Annotated in this window: 20 protein-coding genes; 9 read left to right on the top strand and 11 right to left on the bottom strand. The window is 67.8% G+C overall.

Annotation, left to right across the window (positions count from 1 at the left end; genetic code table 11):
* Window position 1 precedes the first annotated feature (1 nt).
* The 7 genes from ODI_RS21805 to ODI_RS21835 all read right to left on the bottom strand — a co-directional run bounded on the left by ODI_RS21805 (window position 2) and on the right by ODI_RS21835 (window position 9,257).
* Window positions 2-2,458 carry a 3-hydroxyacyl-CoA dehydrogenase/enoyl-CoA hydratase family protein gene (locus ODI_RS21805; protein WP_231968162.1) on the bottom strand — a complete coding sequence of 819 codons (2,457 nt, stop codon included), beginning with the start codon at window positions 2,456-2,458 and terminating at the stop codon, window positions 2-4.
* 124 nt (window positions 2,459-2,582) lie between these two features.
* Entirely contained in the window at window positions 2,583-3,815 is a 1,233-nt protein-coding gene (gene clsB / locus ODI_RS21810) for a cardiolipin synthase ClsB (protein ID WP_067757713.1), read from the bottom strand.
* A complete protein-coding gene (locus tag ODI_RS21815) occupies window positions 3,812-4,675 on the bottom strand; it encodes an endonuclease/exonuclease/phosphatase family protein (RefSeq protein WP_067757868.1) in 864 nt (287 codons plus the stop codon). Before ODI_RS21815 ends, clsB begins: the two co-directional genes overlap by 4 nt.
* A 250-nt stretch (window positions 4,676-4,925) precedes the next feature.
* Window positions 4,926-6,716, bottom strand: coding sequence for an aspartate--tRNA ligase (aspS, locus tag ODI_RS21820; RefSeq protein WP_067757716.1), 1,791 nt, complete (start codon window positions 6,714-6,716; stop codon window positions 4,926-4,928).
* Window positions 6,717-6,837: 121 nt separating this feature from the next.
* On the bottom strand, window positions 6,838-7,176 hold the full coding sequence (locus ODI_RS21825) for an FmdB family zinc ribbon protein (protein WP_067757719.1): 339 nt from the start codon (window positions 7,174-7,176) through the stop codon (window positions 6,838-6,840).
* 154 nt (window positions 7,177-7,330) lie between these two features.
* Window positions 7,331-8,623, bottom strand: a complete 1,293-nt coding sequence (locus ODI_RS21830) for a putative Na+/H+ antiporter (protein ID WP_067757722.1) — start codon at window positions 8,621-8,623, stop codon at window positions 7,331-7,333.
* Window positions 8,624-8,762: 139 nt separating this feature from the next.
* Window positions 8,763-9,257: a GAF domain-containing protein gene (locus ODI_RS21835; RefSeq protein ID WP_067757871.1), complete on the bottom strand. Its 495-nt coding sequence runs from the start codon at window positions 9,255-9,257 to the stop codon at window positions 8,763-8,765.
* Between the two features lie 152 nt (window positions 9,258-9,409).
* Here ODI_RS21835 and ODI_RS21840 point away from each other — a divergent pair, with 152 nt between their 5' ends.
* Window positions 9,410-10,615, top strand: a complete 1,206-nt coding sequence (locus tag ODI_RS21840) for an aminotransferase-like domain-containing protein (RefSeq protein ID WP_067757725.1) — start codon at window positions 9,410-9,412, stop codon at window positions 10,613-10,615.
* Here ODI_RS21840 and ODI_RS21845 read toward each other — a convergent pair.
* Complete coding sequence (locus ODI_RS21845) at window positions 10,612-11,688, bottom strand: helix-turn-helix domain-containing protein (RefSeq protein WP_067757728.1); 1,077 nt, start codon at window positions 11,686-11,688, stop codon at window positions 10,612-10,614. The genes ODI_RS21840 and ODI_RS21845 overlap by 4 nt on opposite strands.
* Before the next feature lie 206 nt (window positions 11,689-11,894).
* On the bottom strand, window positions 11,895-13,139 hold the full coding sequence (locus ODI_RS21850; RefSeq protein WP_067757731.1) for a TIGR03862 family flavoprotein: 1,245 nt from the start codon (window positions 13,137-13,139) through the stop codon (window positions 11,895-11,897).
* Between the two features lie 202 nt (window positions 13,140-13,341).
* Between ODI_RS21850 and ODI_RS21855 the strand changes: the two genes are divergently transcribed.
* Window positions 13,342-14,280 carry a 2-hydroxyacid dehydrogenase gene (locus ODI_RS21855; RefSeq protein ID WP_067757734.1) on the top strand — a complete coding sequence of 313 codons (939 nt, stop codon included), beginning with the start codon at window positions 13,342-13,344 and terminating at the stop codon, window positions 14,278-14,280.
* Between the two features lie 22 nt (window positions 14,281-14,302).
* Here the strand turns inward: ODI_RS21855 and ODI_RS21860 are convergent, their stop codons facing one another.
* Both ODI_RS21860 and ODI_RS22395 read right to left on the bottom strand, forming a co-directional pair.
* Window positions 14,303-17,296 (bottom strand): HD domain-containing phosphohydrolase, encoded by a 2,994-nt coding sequence (locus ODI_RS21860; protein ID WP_067757737.1) that lies wholly within the window; start codon window positions 17,294-17,296, stop codon window positions 14,303-14,305.
* An 80-nt stretch (window positions 17,297-17,376) separates the two neighbouring features.
* Window positions 17,377-17,655, bottom strand: coding sequence for a YvdQ family spore coat protein (locus ODI_RS22395; protein ID WP_157929804.1), 279 nt, complete (start codon window positions 17,653-17,655; stop codon window positions 17,377-17,379).
* Between the two features lie 7 nt (window positions 17,656-17,662).
* Between ODI_RS22395 and ODI_RS21865 the strand changes: the two genes are divergently transcribed.
* From ODI_RS21865 to ODI_RS21895, 7 genes are all read left to right on the top strand, one after another.
* The gene (locus ODI_RS21865) at window positions 17,663-18,313 is read left to right on the top strand and encodes a hypothetical protein (protein WP_157929805.1); all 651 of its coding nucleotides are present in this window, start codon (window positions 17,663-17,665) and stop codon (window positions 18,311-18,313) included.
* A gap of 219 nt (window positions 18,314-18,532) precedes the next feature.
* Entirely contained in the window at window positions 18,533-19,213 is a 681-nt protein-coding gene (locus tag ODI_RS21870) for an RraA family protein (RefSeq protein ID WP_067757743.1), read from the top strand.
* Complete coding sequence (locus ODI_RS21875) at window positions 19,213-20,424, top strand: aminotransferase class I/II-fold pyridoxal phosphate-dependent enzyme (protein ID WP_067757746.1); 1,212 nt, start codon at window positions 19,213-19,215, stop codon at window positions 20,422-20,424. The genes ODI_RS21870 and ODI_RS21875 overlap by 1 nt, the downstream gene beginning before the upstream one ends.
* A 49-nt stretch (window positions 20,425-20,473) precedes the next feature.
* Complete coding sequence (locus ODI_RS21880) at window positions 20,474-21,295, top strand: ABC transporter substrate-binding protein (protein WP_067757749.1); 822 nt, start codon at window positions 20,474-20,476, stop codon at window positions 21,293-21,295.
* 69 nt (window positions 21,296-21,364) lie between these two features.
* Window positions 21,365-22,051 (top strand): amino acid ABC transporter permease, encoded by a 687-nt coding sequence (locus ODI_RS21885; RefSeq protein WP_067757752.1) that lies wholly within the window; start codon window positions 21,365-21,367, stop codon window positions 22,049-22,051.
* The gene (locus ODI_RS21890; RefSeq protein ID WP_067757755.1) at window positions 22,044-22,733 is read left to right on the top strand and encodes an amino acid ABC transporter permease; all 690 of its coding nucleotides are present in this window, start codon (window positions 22,044-22,046) and stop codon (window positions 22,731-22,733) included. The genes ODI_RS21885 and ODI_RS21890 overlap by 8 nt, the downstream gene beginning before the upstream one ends.
* A gap of 14 nt (window positions 22,734-22,747) precedes the next feature.
* Window positions 22,748-23,482, top strand: coding sequence for an amino acid ABC transporter ATP-binding protein (locus ODI_RS21895; RefSeq protein WP_067757758.1), 735 nt, complete (start codon window positions 22,748-22,750; stop codon window positions 23,480-23,482).
* The last annotated feature ends 60 nt before the right edge of the window (window positions 23,483-23,542 follow it).

Genomic DNA, 23,542 nt, shown 5'->3' on the forward strand with positions numbered 1-23,542 from the left:
ATCAGTTGCGCAGCGGCTTGCCGGTGGTCATCAGCGACGCGATGCGTGCCTGCGTGGCCTCGACGGCAGGCAGCGCCAGGAAGGCCTTGCGCTCCAGCGCCAGGATCCAGGCCTCGTCGACCAGCGTGCCCGGGTCGACGTCGCCCCCGCACAGGATCTCCGCCACATGACGGCCCAGCAGGAAGTCGTGGTCCGAGATGTAGCCGCCTTCGCGCATGTTCACCAGTTGTGCCGTCAGCGTGGCGATGCCGTCACGGCCCGCGACGGGGAACGGCGCGGGCACCGGCGCGCGCCAGCCCGCTTCGGCCAGCATGTGCGCCTGGCGCACGGCCACGTACAGCAATTCGTGTTCGTTCATGACGATCGGATCGTCGTCGCGCAGATAGCCCAGCGTGACGGCTTCGCGTGCCGAGCCAGCCACCTTGGCGCCGGCAATGGCTTCGGCGAACTTCTGCAGGAACAGCAGCAGGGGCGCGCCGGGCGCGCACAGCGCCTGCTGCTCGGCCGCGCGCCGTGCGCTGTAGGCCATGCCGCCCGCGCCGGGCACCAGGCCCGCGCCCACTTCGACCAGGCCAATGTACGTTTCCAGGTGCGCGACGCGGCTGGCGCAATGGATGGCCAGCTCGCAGCCGCCGCCCAGCGCCAGCCCGGCCAGCGCGGCCACGGTGGGCACGCGCGCATAGCGCAGCCGCTGCGTCAGCTCCTGCAGGCGACGCTCTTCGGGCTCGATGGCATCAGGCCCCCCTTCCTTGTAGGCCGCCACCATCGACTTCAGGTCGGCGCCCGCCGAGAAAGGATGGCTGTCCTGCCAGATCACCAGCCCGCGGAAATTGGACTCCGCCAGGTCCAGCGCCTGCAGCAGCGAGCGAGTGACCTCCGGACTGATCGTGTGCATCTTGGTCTTGAACGACACGACCAGGACGTCCGTGGGATGCGGCGCGGGCAGCGTCCACAGCCGGATGGCGTCGTTCTCGAGCACCACGCGCCCGCCCGCGGCCGACACCATGGTGGAGGAGCGGTTCAGTTCGCCAGCCAGGCGCACCGGCACGATCTGGCGGGTGTAGACCGGCAGCGTCGAGCGCGGCTCGAAGCGGCCCAGGCGCGGGTTCCACGAGCCCTTGGGTGTGTGCACGCCGCCGGTCTCGGGCACCGGACCCTTGGTGACCCATTCGGGCAGCGGCTGCGAGGACAGCGCCTCGCCCGCCTCGATATCGTCGGCAATCCAGCCCGCCACCTGGCGCCAGCCGGCAGCCTGCCAGATCTCGAAGGGGCCTTGCTCGTGGCCGAAGCCCCAGCGCATGGCCAGGTCCACGTCGCGCGCGCTGTTGGCGATCTGCGCGAGGTGCACGGCGGCATAGTGGAAGGTGTCGCGCAACAGCGCCCAGACATAACGGGCCTGCGGCTTGTCGGACTCGCGCAGCGCCTTCAGGCGCGCGCCCGGGTCGCGCTGCGCCAGGATCTCGGCCACGTCAGGGTCGATCTGGCCGTCGGCCGGCACGTACTTGCCCGCGCCATTGTCCCAGCGCAGGATGGCCTTGCCTTCCTTGCGATAGAAGCCCGCGCCCGCCTTCTGGCCCAATGCTTCCTTTTCCAGCAGCTTCTTCAGCGCGGCGGGCATGGCGAAGGACGACTTGAAGGGATCGTCGGGCAGGCCCGTCTGCAGGGTCTCGATGACGTGCGCCAGCGTGTCCAGGCCCACCACGTCGGCCGTGCGGTAGGTGCCGGACTTGGCGCGGCCCAGCCGCTTGCCGGTCAGCTCGTCCACCACTTCGTAGCTCAGGCCGTGCTTGCGCGCCTCGATGTCGGCGGCCAGGATGCCGAAGACGCCGATGCGGTTGCCCACGAAATTGGGCGTGTCACGCGCGCGCACCACGCCCTTGCCCAGGGCCGAGACCAGGAAGGTTTCCAACTGGTCGAGCAGGCCGGATTCGGTCTCGGCGGTGGGGATGAGTTCCACCAGGTGCATGTAGCGCGGCGGATTGAAGAAATGCACGCCGCAGAAACGCGGCCGCAGGCCGGCAGGCAGCACCTTGGACAGCTCGGTGATGGACAAGCCGGACGTGTTGGATGCCAGGATGACGTGCGAGCCCAGGGCCGGCACGATCTTTTCATAGAGGTCGCGCTTCCAGTCCAGGCGCTCGGCGATGGCCTCGATGACGAGGTCGCAGTCCGCCAGCAGGTCCAGGTGTTCGTCGTAGTTGGCCGGCGTAATGCGCACGGCCAGATCGGGCGCGGCCAACGGCGCGGGCTTGAGCTTCTGCAGCCGGGCGATGGCCTGCCGGGCAATGCCGCTCTTGTCGCCGTCCTTGGCCGGCAGGTCGTAAAGCAGCACCGGCACGCCCGCGTTCACGCAGTGCGCGGCGATCTGCGCCCCCATGACACCCGCCCCCAGGACCGCCACCTTACGCACGGAAACCGACATGGCGGGCTGGTCGCTCGACGACGGGTGGGTGGACATGCGGGGTCTCCTTCTAGGCGGGCTGGACTGGAATTCGGGCGGCCAGAGGGGTCGCCGGACCGCCAGTGTAGTGCCCCCCAACCAAGGGGCACGCCCACAAGCCGTGTCCAGGCATTACCGGACGTTAGTACTCCGTCCCCTTGCCGGTCAACGCGACGCCGATACGCAGCATGACGTGCGAAGCGGCGTCCACCAGCCGGTGCAACCACCCCCGCTTGCCGTAGGCGCGCAATTCAACCAGCCGGCCACCGGAAGCCATGGTTTTCTCGAGCGATTCCAGCAAGTTGCGTGCAAATGCCGGATCATCGACCAATATATTGGCCTCGCGCGCAAGCAACAGGCTGAAGGGGTCCAGGTTGGACGATCCCACCGTGGCCCAGTCGTCGATGACCGCGACCTTGGCGTGCAGGTGGCTGGGCATGTATTCGTATATCTCCATGCCTGCCCTCAATAATTCGTCGTAGAGGGCGCGAGTGGCGTGGTACTGCATGCGGTACTCGACCTTGCCCTGCAGCAGCAGCCGCACCCTGACCCCGCGCGCCACCGCCCGGGACAGGGCCTGCCTGAATTCCAGGCCCGGAAAGAAATAGGCATTGGCGATGACGATGTCATGCTTGGCCGAGGCGATGGCGCGCAGGTAGGCCGCCTCGATGGTCTTGCGATGCCGCACGTTGTCGCGCAGCATCAGCGCCGCGCGCGTGGCGCCGCAAGGCTCGCCCTGTGGCGTGGCGGGCGGCGTCAGGCGCAGCGTGCGCCACTCGGCCGGATGGCGGCGCAGGCGCGCCAGGTTCATCCGCACCCACAGCAGGTCCTGCGCATGGACGGCATGCGCCACCAGGCTGCCGCACACCCGCAAGCTGTAGTCATAGCGCGGCTTGCCGCGCGGCGCGTCGGGCTGGGGCGGCTCGCCGGTATTGAAGTCGTCGATGATGTTGATGCCGCCAACGAAAGCGATCTTGCCATCAACGGTGGTGATCTTGCGATGCAACCGGCGCAAGCGGCGCCGGCTGGGCACCAGCCAGGCCAGGTGCCGGGGTTCGGGACGATAGACACGGAACTGCCCGCCCATCGCCGCCACGCGGGCCTCGATGGCGGCTGCGCTCTGCGCGCAGCCGAAGCCGTCCAGCACCACGCGCACGCGCACGCCACGCTGGGTGGCGCGCGCCAGTGCGGCCAGGACGGTCTCGCCCACCTCGTCCAGCTCGAACATATAGGTTTCGAGGTGCACGCTTTCCTGGGCGGCATCGATGGCCGCGCACAGCGCGGGGAAGAATGCCACGCCGTTGCACAGAAGCTGGATGTCGTTATCGTCGGTCCACTTCAGCCGACGGGCAGCCGCCCGCGCGCTGACGGTCAAGGCAGCTCCAGCTCGGCCAGGATCGGAGAATGGTCCGACAGCGCTGTCCAGGGCGCGCCCTTCAGCACGCGGGCGCTGCGCACGGCAAAGCCGCGCTGGTAGATGCGGTCCAGCCGCAGCCAGGGAAAGGCGGCGGGGAAGGTGCGCGGGGGCGGCAGCAGGCTGAACCCGCCCTCCATGCCCAGCTGATTGGTGCGCAGGACCGGGCCTTTCTGGCGCAAGCCCTGCCCGCGCAGCACGCTGCTCAGGTTGCGGACCGAGTCCAGCAGCTTGGGCGCGCCGGGATTGTGCGCGCGCTGGGCGTGCGCAAAGACCTCGTAGACACCCAATCGCTGCACGAAGAGCGGCGATAGCATGTCTTTCCAGTCATTGAAGTCGCCCGCGATCAGCAGTGGCGCGTCGTCGGGCACCAGACGGTCGATACGCTCGACCAGCGCGTTGATCTGGCGCACCCGGCTGGCGGCGAACAGACCAAGATGCACGACGAAGCAGTGCACTTCACGGTCGTTGACGTTGATCGTGCCATGCAGCAGGCCACGCTGTTCCATGCGGTGATCCGAGATGTCCTGGTTCTCGTGGCCAATAATGGGGAAACGCGACAGCAGGGCGTTGCCATGGTCGCTGGCCGCGCGCACGGCATTGCGGCCATAGGCCACCTCCATGCGCAGGCCGGCCGCCAGCGACTCGTGCTGGGCATTCAGGACATTCGACACATCGTTGCGCCCCTGCACTTCCTGCAGGAACACCACGTCCGGGCGCAGGCCGTGCAGCCCCAGCCGCAATTCATACAGCGAATCCCGCCGACCCAGGGCCGACCGGCCCTTGTGGATGTTGTAGCTGACGACGCGAATGACCGACACCAAGTCTCTCCAACGCTGGACACCCCAAAAGAATAACCCCGCCAGCCTGTCACCCGCGAGTCAGTCCCTCTCACAAGGTGACAAGCGGAAAAAACAAACCCCAGGAGAAACCTCCTGGGGTTTATGGGGCAGCAGCACGGCACAGAAGCGGCTTCAATGCCCTTGACCCGGGGCATCGCGGAGCCGGCTCTGCCGGTCCGCAGGTGCCGCCCCCCTGGGGGGGAGGCGCGCAGCGCCTCGGGGGGGGGGATTACTTCACTTCAGTCTGGCGCAAGCGGATGTGCAGTTCACGCAGCTGCTTCTCGTCGACGGCCGACGGCGCCTGGGTCAGCAGGCATTGCGCGCGTTGCGTCTTCGGGAAGGCGATCACGTCACGGATGGATTCCGCGCCCGTCATCATCGTGACGATGCGGTCCAGGCCGAAGGCGATGCCGCCATGGGGCGGCGCGCCGTATTGCAGCGCGTCCAGCAGGAAGCCGAACTTCTCGCGGGCTTCCTCGGCGTCGATCTTCAGCGCGCGGAACACCTTGCTCTGGATTTCCTCGCGGTGGATACGCACCGAGCCGCCACCGATTTCCCAGCCGTTCAGCACCATGTCGTAGGCCTTGGCCAGCGCCTTGCCCGGATCGTTGGTCAGCAGGTCCTCGTGGCCATCCTTGGGGCTGGTGAAGGGGTGATGGGCGGCGGTGTAGCGGCCGGCTTCCTCGTCGTACTCGAACATGGGGAAGTCGACGACCCACAGCGGGCGCCAGGCGTTCTCGAACAGGCCCGTCTTGCGGCCGAATTCGCTGTGGCCGATCTTGACGCGCAGCGCACCGATGGCGTCGTTCACCACCTTGGCACGGTCGGCGCCAAAGAAGAGGATGTCGCCATCTTGCGCGCCCGTGCGCTTGAGCAGCTCGGCCAGCGCGGCGTCATGGATGTTCTTGACGATGGGCGACTGCAGGCCCTCGCGGCCCTTGGCCACCTCGTTGACCTTGATCCAGGCCAGGCCCTTGGCGCCATAAATCGCGACGAACTGGGTGTAGGCGTCGATTTCGCTGCGCGACAGGGCGCCGCCGCCCGGCACGCGCAGGGCGACCACGCGGCTGCCCGGGGTGATGGCGGCCTGCGAGAACACCTTGAAGTCCACGTCCTGCATGACGTCGTTCAGGTCGGTGAACTCGAGCTTGACGCGCAGGTCGGGCTTGTCCGAACCGTAGAGGCGCATGGCTTCGCCATAGGTCATCTGCGGGAAATCTTCGGGCAGGTCGACGTTCTGGACCACCTTGAAGACGTGGCGGATCATCGACTCGAAGATCGCGCGGATCTCGGTTTCCGACAGGAACGAGGTTTCGCAATCGATCTGGGTGAATTCGGGCTGGCGGTCAGCGCGCAGGTCTTCGTCGCGGAAGCACTTGGTGATCTGGTAGTAGCGGTCGAAACCCGAGACCATCAGCATCTGCTTGAAGAGCTGGGGCGACTGCGGCAGCGCGAAGAAGTGGCCGGCGTTCACGCGCGAGGGCACGAGGTAGTCGCGCGCGCCTTCGGGCGTGCTCTTGGTCAGCATGGGCGTTTCGATGTCGATGAAGCCCAGGTCGTCCAGGAACTTGCGGACTTCGATGGACACGCGATAGCGCAGCATGAGGTTGCGCTGCATCTGCGGACGGCGCAGGTCCAGCACGCGGTGCGTCAGGCGGGTGGTTTCCGACAGGTTGTCGTCGTCCAGCTGGAAGGGCGGCGTGACCGAGGCGTTCAGGATCTCGATGTCGCGGCACAGGATCTCGATTTCGCCCGAGGCCAGGTCCTTGTTGACGGTGCCTTCCGGACGCTCGCGCACCAGGCCGGTCACGCGCACGCAGAACTCGTTGCGCAGGCGCTCGGCGGTGGCGAAGGACTCGGCGTGGTCCGGATCGAACACGATCTGGGCCAGGCCGGCGCGGTCACGCAGGTCGATGAAGATGACGCCGCCATGGTCGCGGCGGCGATGCACCCAGCCGAACAGGGTAACGGTCTGGCCGAGATGTTCGCGGCAAACCTGGCCGGTGTAGCACGTACGCATGCGGGATGACTCCGTAATGGTTGGAACCTGCCGGCGCGGGCCGCGCGACGGTGGGCCATGATGATTCGATTGTAGGGGCGCCGTGTTTCAGGACACGGCGCGGAAAGTCAGCGATCCGCGCTCACGACGCGCTGGGCGCCGCGGGCGTGGCGGCCGCGGCAGGGGCCGCGGCGGGCGCCGGGGCTGCGGCGCTCTCGGCTGCCGGCTTGGCGTCAGCCGCGCCGGCAGTGTCACCACCGGCCTTGGCCGGGCCGGCGGCATTGCCGCCGCCGCTGCCGTTATTGCGGAAATCGGTCACATACCAGCCCGAGCCTTTCAGCTGGAAGCCGGCGGCCGTCACCTGCTTGGCATAGGCAGCCTGGCCGCAGGACGGGCACACCGTCAGCGGGGCATCGGACATTTTCTGCAGCGTATCCTCGGCATGGCCGCAGGCGCTGCAACGATAGGCATAGATAGGCACGGTCTTGGCTCCCCGGCGCGCGGCGCCGGTGCGCGCCCGCGATGGGCGGGGCGTTCGCAAAAAAATCGGGAAAACGGGGGATTTTAGCGGGTTTTGCCCTTTGCGACGGCAGCCGTCGAGGCGCCGACGGGCATCCGCGCCGCCGCCCTGGCGGTCAGACCGGCAAGAGGAACATCAAGGCGGCCACCCCGGTCGGTCCCAGGGCCGCCAGGAACAGCCTGCCGGCGGAGATCGAGCCGCCCGGGAACGCGTTCTTCAGGATGGCGAAACCGGCAGGATTCGGCGCGTTGGCGATGACGGTCAAGCCGCCGCCCGTGACGGCCCCCGACACCAGCATGATCCGCCAGGCTTCCGAGGTGCCCTCCACGAGCGACCCCAGATAGGTCAACGCAGCATTGTCGGTGACGGCCGTGAGCGCGGTGGCCCCCCAGAACAGCACCGTGGGCGACAGGCCGCCCAGGAGATCCTGCAACCACCACTTCTGCAAACCACCCAACACCACCAGCCCTGCCAGGAAGAAGCCCACCATCAGGCCCTCCTTGATCATGAGCCGCGACTGGTAGCGCTTGTAGGCTTCGCAGAAGCCGATGAAAAGCATGAGCAAGCCGAGAAACAAGGCAGGGTGATGGGCCGACAGCACGATGCCGACCAGAAAGGCCAGGTGCACGGCGATGACGGCGAACGGCACGGGCATCTGCTTCGGGTCGGCGCCGTGGCGCGGCGAGGCATGCCGGTCTTGGCCCACGTCGCCATCGAGCAGCGCGCGCCGGGCGATGAGGGTCAGCGCCATCGCATTGATGATCACCGCGACGGCCGCGCGCCAGCCGAAATGCGTGGCCATGTACGCCGAGTCCCAGCCGAAGGTGCCCGCCACCATCAGCACGGGCGGCGCGGCGTAGGCCGTGAGCACGCCACCGATGGACACGTTCACGAACAACACGCCGAGCGCCAGATATTTGAAGCCTGCCTGCCCCGGCCGCTGGAAATACGCCCCGCGCAGCAGCAGGGCCGCCAGCGTCATGGCGGCAGGCTCGGTGACGAAAGACCCTGCCAGCGGCACGACCGACAGGATCACGAAGAAAGTGGCCAGCTCGCGCTGCACTGGCAGCACGCGCGCGATGGCATGCACCACGCGGCCCACCAGGTCGATGATGGGACGACTGGCCGCCACCACCATGATGGCGAAAACGAAGAGCGGTTCGGTGAAGTTGCGCGTATCCAGGTACTCGACCATGGAGGGCAGGCCCGTGAGCGCCACCATGCCGACCAGCAGCGCGAAGGCCCAGATGCCGAAGACGGCCTCGACCTCGGACATGAAATGCCAGGCACCGGCATGCGGACCGTTGCGATGCGCGAGGTTCGCGAAAAATGGGACCGAGAACGTGTGCAGAACCGCCAGCGCAAACAGGGCAGTGGCGAAATAGGCGAGGGAAGAGGCTGCGGGCATGGCGAACGGCTACGCATTTCCGACGCCTGGACGGCGCGGGTTGTATTGCGGTCATTGAGCGGATTGGGCTCGCCGCACTATACACGCAGCCCCAAGGCGTCCCGCCAGGGGTAAACCCGAGTCTGCCTCGCAGCCTCGCTCAGGCTGCGGGCGCCAGGCTGTCCAGGTAGACCTGGCACAGGGCTTCCATGCCCTGCCGGTCTTCCTCGTCGAAACGGCCGGGCACGGGGCTGTCGACATCCCACACGCCCAGCAAGGCGCCGCCGCGCAGCAAGGGCACCACGATCTCGGAACGCGACGCCGCATCGCAGGCGATGTGGCCCGGGAAGGCATGCACGTCGGGCACCACTTGCGTGACGCCCTGGCTGGCAGCCGCGCCGCAGACACCCCGGGACAAGGGAATGCGCACGCAGGCGGGTTTGCCGTGGAAGGGGCCGAGCACCAGCTCGGTGCCGTCGAAGAAATAGAAGCCTGCCCAGTTGAGATCAGGCAAGGCGCCGTAGACCAGCGACGCCAGGTTGGCGGCGTTGGCGATGCAGTCATGCTCGCCGTCGAAGAGCGCGCGGGCCTGCTGGATCAGCTCGGCATACTGGCCCGGCTTGTCGGGCGAGGAGAAGGAAAAGGGTTCGAACATGAGGAGCAGGAACACCCAGAAGAGACCGGACGCCGTTGTGCGCGCCATTACCGGCGATGGCGGCGCAACTTTTCGCCAAAGGCGTATTCTCTTGGGTTTTCGGGCTGGCGGCTACCCGGTTGCGGCCCGGCCCGCCCCCATCGAGATCCGCCTTGGACCAGCCCTACGACCCCGCCTGCACCTATTCCGAACGCGCCCGCCTGCTGACCAGCTCGGCCATCCGGGAAATCCTGAAGATCACCGAAAGACCCGACATCATTTCCTTCGCGGGCGGCCTGCCCTCGCCTGACGGGTTCCCGGTGGACGTGGTGCGCGCGGCCTACGACAAGGTGCTGTCCACCCAAGGCCGCAGCGCCCTGCAATACGGCCCCACCGAGGGCTACGGGCCCTTGCGCGCCTGGGTGGCCGAGGACCTGAGCCGCCAGGGCGCGCGGGTCGGCCCCGACAACATCCTGATCCTGTCAGGCTCGCAGCAGGGCCTGGACCTGCTGGGCAAGGTGCTGATCGATCCGGGCAGCAAGGTGCTGGTCGAAACCCCCAGCTATCTTGGCGCGCTGCAATCGTTCAGCCTGTACCAGCCCCGCTATGTGTCAGTGCCCTCCGACGCAGGCGGCCTGCAGCCCGAGTCGCTGACGCCCGCGCTGGCCCAAGGCGGACGCTTCCTGTACGCCCTGCCCAACTTCCAGAATCCCACCGGCCGCACGCTGGACCGCCAACGCCGCAACGCGCTGGTGGAGGCCACGGCCCGCCTGAACCTGCCGCTGGTGGAAGACGATCCCTACGGCGAACTGCGCTATGCCGGCGAGCCCCAGCCCGGGCTCCTGGCGCTGGGACAGGAAGCCGGCGCGAACGTGATCCGCATGGGCTCGTTCTCGAAGGTGCTGGCGCCAGGGCTGCGGCTTGGCTACCTGGCCGCCGCGCCCTCGCTCATCAACAAGCTGGTGCAGGCCAAGCAGGCCACCGACCTGCACACCGCCACGCTCACGCAGATGGCCGTGCACGAGATCGTGAAGGATGGTTTCCTGGCGGGCCACCTGCCCGCCGTGCGTGAGCTGTATCGCCAGCAGTGCACGCACATGCTGGATGCGATGTCGCAGCATTTCCCCCAGACCGTGCGCTGGGACACGCCCGAGGGCGGCATGTTCATCTGGGTGACGCTGCCCGCGCACATCGACAGCACGCGCCTGCTGGAGCAGGCCGTGGCGCGTGGCGTGGCCTTCGTGCCGGGCGCGCCGTTCTATGCGGGCGACCCGCAGCACAACACCCTGCGCCTGAGCTTCGTGACGGTGTCGGAGGCGCGCATCCGCGAAGGGGTGCGCATCCTGGGCGAGCTGATCTCGGCCTATCCGCAGGCCTAGCGCCCGCGCGCGTCATGCGCGCCCGCTCGGCCGGCAGGCCACAGGGCAGCGGCACGCGGCGCCACCCCGGGCAGGCCGGCCGAGCGGCGCAGCGTCTGCGACGGCAGTTCGCCGAACATGCGCTGGTAGTCCACCGAGAACTGGCTGGGATGCAGGAACCCCCAGCGGGCCGCGATCTCGCCGACGGTGGGCAACGGCAGGCCGGGATTGCACAACTCCTGGCGCGCGCGGTTCAGCCGCACCATGCGCAGGTAGGCCACCGGGTTCATGTCCAGGACGCGATGGAAGACGTCCTGCAGGGTGCGCCGGCTGACGCCCAGCTCCAGGCAAACGTCCATCACGGTCAGGCGCCGGTGCACCGACGCCTCGATGAAGTCCCGCGCCCGGCTGGCCATGCGCCACGCATGCAGGTGCCCCAGGAAAGCGCGTCCGCCAGGCTCCTGCGCATCAGCGGCCGCGCCGAGTTCCTGCAGCAGCGCGCTCAGGGTCGCGCGTGCAAGGCTGTCCTGCCAATCGGCGTTCTGGTCGGTCGACAACCACTGCGGCGCGGCCTGCAGCGCCTGCGACACCACCTGGCGCAGGAAATCCTGGTTGCGTAGATGCAGCAGGCCGCCCTGCGCCAGGCGGGACGCCCACAAGGCCTCGTCCATGCCCAGCGCCGCACGCTGGAAGCGCTGTGCATCGACCAGCAGGAACGCGACCTCGGATTCGCCGCGCGTGTAGACGTCGAATTGAGAGCCGCCGGGCTGGAAGGCGACGGTGCCCGGTCCCAGTTCGCGCACGCCGACCCGCATCGCGGAGCGGTCGCTGGGCAGGAACAGCGTGACGAGATCATCTGGCATGGCAACCAGCCGCATGATCGAACGGCATTGCGATTCGCGACAGAAGGAAAGGCCCGAGACCGCGAAGCGTTCGAACCTGCCGTGGTAGCTGCCGGACGCGGTCTGGTAATAGCGGCGCTCGACGCAATCGAGCATGGCCGCCTGCTGGCTGGCCTCGCCGATGTCGGTGCGGGTCAGGCTGGCAAGGCGATCCTGCGAGGCAAGCTCGGCCAGGGGTGAAGCGAGCGGCATGGCATCACCTTCTTCATGGGCGCGACCCGGCGGGCGTCGCTTCGGCGGCAGGAAAGGGGGGTGAATGGACCATCATAGGATGGAACTCCACTCAGGGGAACACCCCTTAGACCAAGCGACTACGCCGCGACATGAAGGCGTCGCGCCCCCGACGCCTGCCCGGAGGACCGGATCGCAGTGCCAAGCGGGCCCTGGGGCTTGCGCCGTCAGTCCCCGCCGCGCAACCAGGCGGCCGCGCCACGCCCCGCCGCCACGCCCTGCGCAAGGCAGGCAGTGAGCAGGTAGCCTCCCGTGGGCGCCTCCCAATCCGTCATCTCGCCCGCGCAGAAAACGCCAGGCAAGGCCCGCAACATGCCGGCCTCGTCCATGTCCGCGAAGCGGACGCCGCCCGCGGTGCTGATGGCTTCGTCCAACGGCCGGCAGGCCACGAGACGCAGCGGCAGGCGCTTGGCGGCGGCGGCCAGCGTGGCCGGATCGGCATAGCCCTCGGCGCCCAGGCATTCGCGCAACAGGCCCGCCTTGACCCCATGCAGGTTCAGGCGCGTGCGCAGGTGGCTGGACCAGGAGCGCGCGCCGCGACCGTGCGCGGCCTGGTCCTGCACCCAGGCGGCATCGCGGCCAGGCAGCAGGTCCAGGTAAAGCGTGGCGTCGCCGCGCGCCGCGATCTCGTCGCGCAGCGGCGCCGACAGGGCATAGACCGCACCGCCTTCGATTCCCTGCGCCGTGACGAGCGCCTCGCCCACGCGCCACGCCAGCGGCGCGTCCGCGGGCTCCCCGCCCACGGCGAAGGCCACTGACTTCAGCGGTTCGCCTGCGTAGCGCGAGATGAAGTGTTCGCTCCAGGGCGTCTCGAAGCCGCAATTGGCCGGCACCAGCGGCGCCACGGACACGCCGCGTTCAACCAGCCAGGGCGCCCACGCGCCATCGGAGCCCAGCCGTGACCAGCTTGCGCCGCCCAGGGCCAGCACCACGGCCTGCGCCGCCACCGGCACGGTGTCGGCGCCGTGGCGGAACACCAAGACGCCGTCGCCGTTCCAGCCAGTCCAGCGGTGCCGCATGTGGAAACGCACGCCTTGCACGCGCAGGCGGTGCAGCCAGGCGCGCAGCAAGGGCGCGGCCTTCATGCCCTCCGGAAAGACGCGGCCCGAGGAGCCCACGAAAGTGTCGATGCCCAAGCCCGCCGCCCATGCCTGGACGTCGCGCGCGCCAAACGCGGCAAGCGCGGGCGACAGGGCCTGCTGCGCCGCGCCATAGCGCGACAGGAAAGCTGGCTCGGGCTCGCTGTGCGTCAGGTTCAATCCGCCACGCCCGGCCAGCAGGAACTTGCGGCCCACCGAAGGCATCGCGTCGAAGAGCTGCACGGGCACGCCGGCTGCGGACAGGACATCGGCCGCCATGAGGCCGGCGGGGCCGCCGCCGACGATGGCGACGGGAATCTGGGAATCTGGCATGGGAACGGGAACGGACCGGCACGCGCGGCAGGCCGGCGGGAAAGACGGAAAGCGGATGTACCGGCATTAGACACGAATTCGGCTGGCCGCCCGAGGCGTCATTCGAACAGGCTTTCCTGCAGCAGCCATCGCGCGGCAAGCGCGCCAGCTGATACAGTGCCCGGCAGCACATTTCCTTTCCGCCTCAGCCTGCTGCCCTCCCATGAAACCCATTCTCTTCATCCGCACGCTCGTGTCCGAGGCGCATCGCGCCCGCATCGCCGAACATTTCGACGTCCTGTATGCCACCTCGGCCGAGGACATCGCCCGCACGCTGGCGGAGTCCGGCCCGCGCATCCGCGCGGTGCTGACGACCGGCCTGATGGGCCTGACCGCCGCGCAGATCGACGCCATGCCGAACCTGGAGGTCGTCTGCGCGCTGGGCGTGGGCTACGAGAACATCGATGTCGCGCACGCCCGCCAGCGCGGCATCGTGCTGGCCAACGGGGCCGGCACCAATGACGCCTGCGTCGCCGACCACGCCTTCGCGCTGTTGCTGGCCACGGTGCGCAAGGTGCTGCCCCTGGACCGTCACACGCGCGAGGGCGGCTGGCGCGCCACCGTCGACATGCCGCCCGGCCTCACGGGCAAGCGCCTGGGCATCCTGGGCCTGGGCGCCATCGGCCGCCAGATCGCGCGCCGCGCCACGGCCTTCGACATGGAAGTGGGCTACCACAGCCGCCGCGCACGCGACGACGCCGCGTATCCCTACTTCTCCGACATCCTGTCGCTGGCGCAATGGAGCGACATCCTGGTGCTGGCCGCGCCCGGCGGCCCCGCCACGCATCACATGGTGAACGCCCAGGTGCTGGATGCCCTGGGCCCGCAAGGTTATGTGATCAACGTGGCGCGCGGCAGCGTCATCGACACCGAGGCCCTGGCCAGCGCGCTGCGCGAGCGCCGCATCGCCGGCGCGGGCCTGGACGTCTACGAGAGCGAGCCCGACGCGCCGGAAACGCTGCTGGGCTTCGACACGCTGGTGCTCACGCCGCACGTGGGAGGCTGGTCGCCCGAAGCCGTCAACAACTCGGTGCAGCGTTTCCTGGACAACACGCTGGGCCATTTCGCCGGCCGCGGCGTGGTGTCCGCCATCCCGGCATGAACCCTGCCCGCGTGGGCGCCGTTCAGGCGCCCACGTAGTCCCGGATATCCACGTCGTCGATCTGCGAGGGCGCCAGGTAGCGCTCGGCATAACGGCGGTAGACCCCGGAGGTCAGGAAGAGATCGAACAGGTCGCCGTCGATGTGGCGCCTGCGCTTGAACGACGCCAGGATGCGCACGGCCTCGGACAGGCGCCTGGCCTTCTTGTAGGGCCGGTCCGAGGCGGTCAGGGCTTCGAAGATGTCGGCAATCGCCATGATGCGCGCGGGCACGGACAATTGCCGTTCGTCCAGCCGGCGCGGATAGCCGGTGCCCATCAGCGTCTCGTGGTGCGTGCCGGCGTATTCGCCCACCCGGCTGAGGTTCGGCGGGAACGGCAACTGGTCCAGCATCACGATGGTCTGCACGATGTGCTCGTTGATCTTGTAGCGCTCCTCCGCCGTCAGCGTGCCCCGCTCGATGCTCAGGTTATAGAGTTCGCCGAAGTTGTACAGGTGATCCGGCACGTCCATCTTGAAGCCATAGCGCGGGTCATAGCGCTGGGCTGCGGTACGCGGGATGATGTGGTTGGGCTTGTCCTGCAGCAGCGTCTCCCGGGTCGGCAGCGCCGGCGCCGGCACGCCTTCCAGGCGGCGTTCCTCGTCGTGCGACAGGCCCAGGCGGTCATCGAAGTGCCGCATCCAGGTCTGTGCGCCGATTTCCTTCAAGCGCGCGACCTGTTCCACGGGCATGGACTCGCTGCCGATATTGCACTCGGCCACCAGCGCGAAGTCCGCCATGAGCTGCGCACGCCGGGCCTCGTAGGCCGCCTGCAGGGCCGCCGGATCGCCCCCCTGCTGAACGCCTTCCAGTTGCGCGATGCGCGCATCGCGCAACAGCACCTCGAAACGCGTCCGGATTTCGTGGATGCGATTGTTGAGCGTCTCCAGCTTGGTGGCCTTGTCCACCACGTGCTCCGGCGTGGTCACCTTGCCGCAGTCGTGCAGCCAGGTACCGATCCGGAACTCGGTCCACTCGTCCTCGGTCTGGAAACTGAAGCTGGCCAAAGGCCCCTCCTGCACGTGACAAGCCTCTTGCGCCAGCATCCGCGCCAGTTCCGGCACGCGCGCGCAATGCGCGCCGGTGTGTGCGCTCTTGGTATCGATGGCGCCTGCGATCAGGCGGATCAGTGACTCCATCAGTTCGCGCTGCTGGCGCAGCAGGTCCAGGTTCTCCAGCGCAATGCCGGACTGCGACACCAGCGTCTGCACGTAGCGCAGGCCGCTGGGCGCGAAACCGCGGGCGGCCTCGCCCGCGGCATCCCGCGCATTGGCCAACGCCAGCACGCCCAGCAACTTGTTGCCGCGCGCCAGCACCGGCACGGCCATGAAACCGCGCGGCAACTCGCCCAGAAGCCGCTGCTGCGCGGACAGGTCGAAGCCCTCTTCGCTGCCGATCAGCAGCAGGGGTTCGTGGCTGACGGCCACCCAGGCGCAAGGGTCCGCCACGACACCCGGTTGCCAGCCGCGCGGCATGGCCAGTCCTGCATGCGGCACGGCCACGCGCGTGTCCGGTGCTTCGGCCATGCCGGCCACGGCCGCCAGCGTCAGGCTGCCCGCGACGTCGGCCAGCCAGAACTGCGCGGCCTGCGCGCCCACCAATTGCCGCGCGCTCTCTGCTGTTTGGCGCAACACTTCATCATGCGTGCGCCGCGCGGACAGCTGCACGCCATTTTCCACCAGGCGTGCCAGCCGGCCCATGGCTTCGTCCAGCGCCTTGCTGCGTTCCCGTATGGCGGTCTTCATCGTGTGATGCGCGCTGCCCAGCAGGTCGATCTCATAGAAGACCGAGCGCACCGGCTCGTCGCCACTGAAGTCCATGCGCTGGATGCGCTTGGACTCCCGCGTCAGCGTATCCAGCGTGCCGGCGATGCGGCGGGCCATCAGGAAGACCAGCGGCATGCAGATGAGCAGCGTGATGGCGGCGAAGACCATGATGTCATCGCGCGCCTGCCGGATCTGGCCCGAATACAGGCTCATCGGCGAGAAGGCCACGACGTGCAGCGCATCGGCAGGCGTGATCGGCACCGCGCGATTGGCATAGGCAAAGTGCTCGCCCTGGACCTTGACGATGCGGCTGCCGTCGGCCTCGCTCAGCAAAGGGCCTGCCGCCGCAAAATAGGGATTGCCCAGTCCATCGACGGACGCCAGGGTCGGCACGAGCTGGCCCACGAAGCGCTGCTCGGCATGCGCGGCCAGCACCTGACCGTCCGGGCCGGTGACGATGAGCCCGCCGTCCAGGCCCCGCAACGACGCCGCGGCGAATCCTTCCAGGCCGCGCAGGGCCACGTCCGCCCCGAAGACACCCGCCCCGCCCTCCAGCGCCTGGGACAGGGTCAGGCCAAGATCCCGCAGGGAGTCGTAGACATAGGGCTCGCTGACCTGCAGGCCAGGCCGCACACGCGCGGTCGTATACCACTGGCGCGTTCGCGGCACGTAGGCGGCGCGCTGCTCATACTCCGCCAGCACGGCCTCGTCCTCATCGACGAAGGTCCAGGTTTCCCGGCGCCGGAAGTCCGGCGTATCCGGCGTGATGTGGCGGATGGCGAAGGCGGTGCCCGACGGCGCCTGCAGCACGGCGATCACGGCCGGATCGGCGCGCACGCCGATCACCTGCAGGAACTCGTCGTTCTCCATGCCATAGAAGAAGCTGTAGGCCTGCGGCGTGGCGCGCAGCGTGGCAATCAGCATGGGGACGAGCGAGGCGCGGTCCAGCCTGTCATGCAGCAAGAGCTGTCGGGCGTTGCGGCGGGCCTGCTGCGCGACGGTGCGTCGCACCGTCTCCAGCGTCGCCTGCAGGGGATCGGCATTGCGCTGCGCCACCTGCGAGAACAGGGTCTGGGCGCTGTCGCGCGCCATCGTGTCGAACTTCGACGCGAGGATGCTCAGGGTGATCAGCGCGAGCAGGATGACGAACGCTGCCAGCAGGAGGGTGGGCAGGAGATAGAAACGAACCTTCCACTTCGGCGGCGTGTGCATGTCGTGCCCCTGTGCGCGGCCCAAGCGAAAGGCTGCAGGTAGACCATCGTCTTGTTTTTTAGTGTTTCCGCAATACTAAGTTACTTTTCTGCCGGGTTCATGACCTTTGTCTTGCAGACCCGCAATGAGACGGCATGGCGGTGCAATGCATGCGCCGACACGGTGTGCACTACGTCTTGAAACAGCTGGGGCGCATCTGCCGAAACATCTGAAAAGCCTGCGGCTTGGGGTATCGGATAGGCTTCAAACAATGTCTGACCGCCCGTTATCCAAGCCGACATGCCGCAGAACAAGATCACCTCAGAGACACAAGCCTTATCCCTCGACACGGATGTCACCGCAGCGGTCAGCGAGGACATTGCGCAATTGACCTCCCAGGGCGTTGCCCAATCCCGCGAGCTCCAGGCCAAGGAAAGCCTGCTGGCGCGCCAGCAGCAAGCCATCCGGCTGCGCACGGACGACATCGCCCGCGGCACCCAGGCGCTGCACGACCAGCAGGCCACGCTGCTGCTGCAGAACGCCGAGCTCGAAGCGCTGGTGCACGAGCATTTCGCCCTGCGCGAAGAAACGCACGAAGGCGCCCGCCATTTGCTGGCCATTGCCGACGCGGTGCGGCTGCGCCGCGACAGCCTGCTGGGACGGGACTGCGACCTGCTGGCCCCCGTGGCAGCCCGCCTGGATAACGCGCTGGAAGAGGCGGCAGTCCAGGACGCCCAGCTGGAGTCCTCCGTGCAGGCCGAGGCGCGCGCGCTGGCGCTGCAGCAGACCGACGCGGCGGCAGATCTGCTGGCCACGAGCCGCCACTGGGAAAAACCCGTCAACAACGCGCCGCCCGACGCCAACACGCTGGCACGCCAGGGGCTGGCCCAGGTGCTGGCCGACATGCGCCAGGTGGGCCTGGCGGTGGCAGTGACCCGTCAGGCGGGCCGTGCCCGGATCGCCCGGGTGCAGGTGGGGCTGGGCTTTTTCCTGCTTGGCTTGCTGGGCGTCGCCGGGATGATCGGCCTGGATCGCTGAGGCGGTTCCGGCACGCACAGCGGTCTCCGGCCCCTCTGAAAAGACTAGGGATTTCCCTGAGACCTGGGCGCGACAGGCGGTCGGCGTAGCGAGGTTTTCCCTGGGAAAACGCCGCAACAAGAAAAAAATTCGTGATCCCTGGCGAATTTATATCGTTTTGCGCGTGAAAGACGCGGACTTTTAATACGTCCATCGTCCACTCAACAAGCCGCGCCCATCATGTCCCCCGTCGGTCTACGCATCCTCGCTCGACCCGCCTCGCCTTTCCCCGCGACCCTTCCCAACCAGTTTGCCGAAGTGGGCTCCGCCCAGATCAGCGACTGCATGAATCGCCTGTATGGCGTGGTGGGCCTGTCGCCCCGCCACGCGCCGACGGCCGCCCGCATGGCCGGCGTCGCGATCACGGTCAAGACCCGTCCGGGCGACAACCTGCTGATCCACAAGGCCATCTCGCTCGCCCAGCCCGGCGACGTGATCGTGGTCGACGGCGCCGGTGAGCTGACCCAAGCGCTGGTCGGCGAACTGATGGCCATGGATGCCCAAGGCCGCGGCGTGGCCGGCTTCGTCATCGACGGCGCCATCCGCGATGCCGATGTCTTCGCCCGCGAGGCGTTCCCCTGCTTCGCACGCGGCGTCTCGCACAAGGGCCCGTACAAGAGCGGCCCTGGTGAAATCAACGTGCCCGTGAGCGTCGGCGGCCAGGTGGTCAACCCCGGCGACGTGGTCGTCGGCGACGCCGACGGCGTGGTCGTGATTCCGGCCGACGTGGCCGAGGCCGTGCTGGTCCTGGCCCTGAAGAAGGAAGCCAACGAGGCCTCCATCAAGGAGAAGATCCGCGCCGGCACCTATGCCAAGCCGTGGATGGACAGCGCCCTGGCCGCGCTGCAGGGAGGCAAGTGATGAGCACCGCCAGCATCGTCTCGGACCGCATCCGCCGCATCAAGCTCTCGCCCAGCGTCGCCGCCCGCGCCATCATCGCCGACCTGCGTGAGCAAGGCCGCGAGATCATCGACCTGACCATCGGCGAACCGGACTTCTCGACCCCGGCACACATCATCGACGCCGCCAAGCGCGCGATGGACGCCGGCCAGACCAAGTACCCGACGTCCCAGGGCACCACGGCGCTGCGCCGTGCCGCGCAGGCCCGCATCAAGGAAGACGTCGGGCAGGACTACCCGATCGCCCAGATCATCGTCAGCACCGGCGCCAAGCAGGTGATCTTCAACGCCCTGGGCGCCACGCTCAACGACGGCGACGAGGTCATCATCCCCGCGCCGTTCTGGGTGTCCTACCCCGACATGGTCGTGGTCAACGGCGGCGTGCCCGTCGCGGTGGCCACCACGCCCGAGCAGCAGTACAAGCTCACCCCCGAGGCGCTGGAAGCCGCCATCACGCCGCGCACCAAGTGGCTGATGATGAACTCGCCCAGCAACCCCACGGGCGCGCTCTACACGCGCGAAGACCTGGAAGGCCTGGCCGAGGTGCTCAAGCGCCATCCGCAAGTCTGGCTGATGACCGATGACATCTATGCGCGCCTGAACTTCACCGGCGAGCCCACCGTGCACCCGGTGCAGGTGGCGCCCGAACTGGCCGCGCGCACGCTCATCATCAACGGCGTGTCGAAGGCCTATGCCATGACCGGCTGGCGGATCGGCTACGGCGCCGGTCCCGCCGACCTCATCAAGGCCATGGCCGTGCTGCAGTCGCAAAGCACCTCGGGCGCCTGCTCGATCAGCCAGGCAGCCGCCGTGGAAGCCCTGTCGGGCCCGCAGGACTGCGTGCGCGAATTCGCCGGGATCTTCCGCCAGCGCCGCGACGCCGCCGTCGAGCGCCTGTCGCAAGTGCCCGGCCTGAAGGTGGTGGTGCCCGATGGCGCGTTCTACGTCTTCCCGGACTGCAACGGCCTGCTGGGCAAGACCACGCCGGACGGCAAGGTGCTGGAAAACGACACCGACGTCACCCATTACCTGCTGCGCGAAGCCGGCGTGGCCGTCATCGACGGGCATGCCTATGGCGCCCCGGGCACGTTCCGCCTGTCGTTCGCGGCCTCCCTGGACGACATCGAGAAAGGATGCGAAGGTATACGCGCCGCGTGCGCCCGCCTGAGCTGATCCACAATCAACCGGCGGCCGATGGCTGCCCATATCAAGGGGAAACACCATGACTTCGAAGTTCCTGACCGCCACCGTCCTGGCGGGCGCTGCCCTCCTGGGCAGCGCCGCCGCCCACGCCGACCAGCTGGCCGACGTGAAGCAGCGCGGCACGCTGCTTTGCGGCACGCTGGGCACCTCGCAACCTTTCAGCTTCCAGGACAACGCCACGCGCCAGCTGATCGGCTATGACGTCGACATCTGCAAGCTGGTCGCCGACAAGCTGGGCGTGAAGGTCGAGTACAAGCTGCTGTCGGTTGCGGCCCGCGTGCCGGAACTGAACGAAAGCCGCGTCGACATCCTGGCCGCCAACCTGGGCTACTCGCCCGAGCGCGCCGAGCAGATCGCCTACTCGCACCGCTACTACACCAGCCCGCAGAAGCTGCTGGTGCGCGCCGACTCTAAGATCACCGACGTCGAAGGCCTGAAGGGCAAGCGCATCGGCGCGACCAAGGGTTCCAGCTCGGAGCGCGAGATCAAGGCCCGCCTGCCGGAATCGCGGGTGATCGGCTACACCGACAGCTCGGCCGCCTACCTGGCGCTGCAGCAGAAGAAGACCGAAGCCCAGTTCGCCTCGGAACTCGTGCTGGCCCGCCTGGTGCTGCAAAGCCCCCCCACCTCGCCCGTGAAGGTGCTGGACAAGGCGGTGTTCGACGAGGACTGGGGCCTGGGCGTGCGCAAGAGCGAGCCCACGTTCCTGAACGCCGTGAACAAGATCCTGGAAGACGCCGAGCAGTCGGGCGAAGCGACCAAGCTCTTCGACAAGTGGTTCGGCCCGGAATCGCCCTACAAGCTGGAGCGTTCGTTCAAGTTCGGCCCCATCGGCGGCTAAGCCAGGGCTGATCCCGTCCCACCCGGTCGCGCCGCCTGATCGCGGCGCGACCGCTGCCTCTGTTCCATCATGTTCCTGACTTCCGCCCAACTCCTGCAGCTCTGGGACGGCATGCTCACGACGGTGCAATTGTTTGCCGTGTCGTGGGTCATGGCGTTCGCGATTGCCGTCACGCTGGTCGTGGTGCGCTCGACCAATGTCGCGGCGGCCCGCTGGTTCGTCGACGCCTACGTCGAATACCACCGCAACGTGCCGCTCCTGGTGCAAGTGCTGTTCTGGTACTTCGGCATGCCTGAACTGCTGCCCGAGAGCTTCCGCAGCTGGCTCTACCAGCACAACGCCGAACTGTCGCTGGCGGCCATCGCGCTGTCGCTGGGCTCGGCCGCCTACATCGCCGAAGACATCCGCAGCGGCCTGCGCGCCATCCCGTTCACGCAATTCGAGGCCACCCGCGCGCTGGGCGCCAGCTATCTGCAATGCATGCGCCACGTCATCGTGCCGCAGGCCCTGCGCATCTCGATCCCGCCGCTGGTCAGCCGCGCGCTGCTGCTTTTCAAGAACACCAGCGTGGCCATGGCCATCGGTGTCGTCGAGCTGACCTACCAGGCCCGCGAGATCGAGAACGAGACCTACCGCACCTTCGCCACCTTCGGCGCGGCCACCATCATGTACCTGCTCGGCTCCTTCCTCATCATGTTCATCGGCTCGCGCGTCTATGCCCGCTACAACCTGGGCAGGAGGACCGACCGTGCTTGATATCGTCTCGCAATACTGGCCCATGCTGCTGGTGGGCCAGTATCCCAACGGCCCGCTGGGCGGCCTGGCCATGACGCTGCTGCTGGCCATCTGCGGCCTGCTGCTGTCGCTGCCGCTGGCGCTGCTGATCGCCATCGCGCGCACCTGCCCCTTCCGCATCCTGCGCGTGCTCAGCGCGGGCCTGGTCCACACGGTGCGCGGCATGCCGCTGCTGATGCTGATCTTCTGGGCCTACTTCGCCGTGCCCAAGCTCACGGGCGAGGCAGTCAGCGGCTTCACCACCCTGGTGGCGGCGCTGGTCATCTATGAAAGCGCCTACCTGTCGGAAGTGATCCGCTCGGGCATCGAAGCCATCCCGAGAGGCCAGATCGAAGCCTCGCGCTCGCTGGGCGTGGGCTACTGGACGACGCTACGCAAGGTCATCCTGCCGCAGGCGCTCTTCAACGTGCTGCCCAGCATGACCAGCCAGTTCGTCTCCACCGTCAAGGAAACGTCGCTGGGCTATGTCATCAGCGTCAACGAGCTCACCTTCGCGGCCAACCAGGTCAACAACATGGTGCTCACCCAGCCGCTGCAGGTCTTCGGCGTGCTGGCCATCATGTACTTCCTGGTCTGCTTCACGCTCAGCCGCGGCCTGTATGCATTGGATGTCCGGGTGCGCCGCGCGCGCGCCATGGCCTAGATAGAGAACCCGTCATGATCAAGCTCGAGAAAATCAACAAGTGGTACGGCGAGAACCATGTCCTGAAGGACGTGGATTTCGAGGTCGCGCGCGGTGAAGTCGTGGTCGTCTGCGGCCCGTCCGGCTCCGGCAAGTCCACGCTCATCCGCACCATCAACCGCCTGGAGCCGATCCAGGGCGGCAGCATCCATGTGAACGGCCAGGACGTCTACCAGAAAGGCCTGAACATCAACAAGCTGCGCGAAGGCATCGGCTTCGTGTTCCAGCAGTTCAACCTGTTCCCGCACATGACCGTGCTGGACAACGTGCTGTTCGCGCCGGTCAGCATCCAGAAGAAGTCGCGCAAGGAAGCCACCGCCACCGCGCACGCGCTGCTCGAGCGCGTGGGCCTGGCGCACAAGGTCGACGCCTATCCGGGCAACCTGTCCGGCGGCCAGCAGCAACGCGTGGCCATCGCGCGCGCGCTCGCCCTGCAACCGCCCGTCATGCTGTTCGACGAGCCGACCAGCGCGCTGGACCCGGAAATGGTGGGCGAAGTGCTTCAGGTCATGAAATCGCTGGCCAAGGACGGCATGACCATGGTCTGCGTGACCCACGAAATGGGCTTCGCGCGCGACGTGTCGGACCGCGTGGTGTTCATGGACGGCGGCGCCATCATCGAAAGCAATACGCCCGAGCGCTTCTTCACGGCGCCCGAGCATCCGCGCGCGCAGCGCTTCCTGCAGGACATCCTGTCCCCCCGCGGATAGGCCCCATGCGCCGCGCGGCCGGGCGCGCGGACGTTGGTGGTAAGGTTGGCGCTTTCCAAC

The sequence above is a fragment of the Orrella dioscoreae genome (assembly GCF_900089455.2).
Lineage (GTDB): Bacteria > Pseudomonadota > Gammaproteobacteria > Burkholderiales > Burkholderiaceae_B > Orrella > Orrella dioscoreae.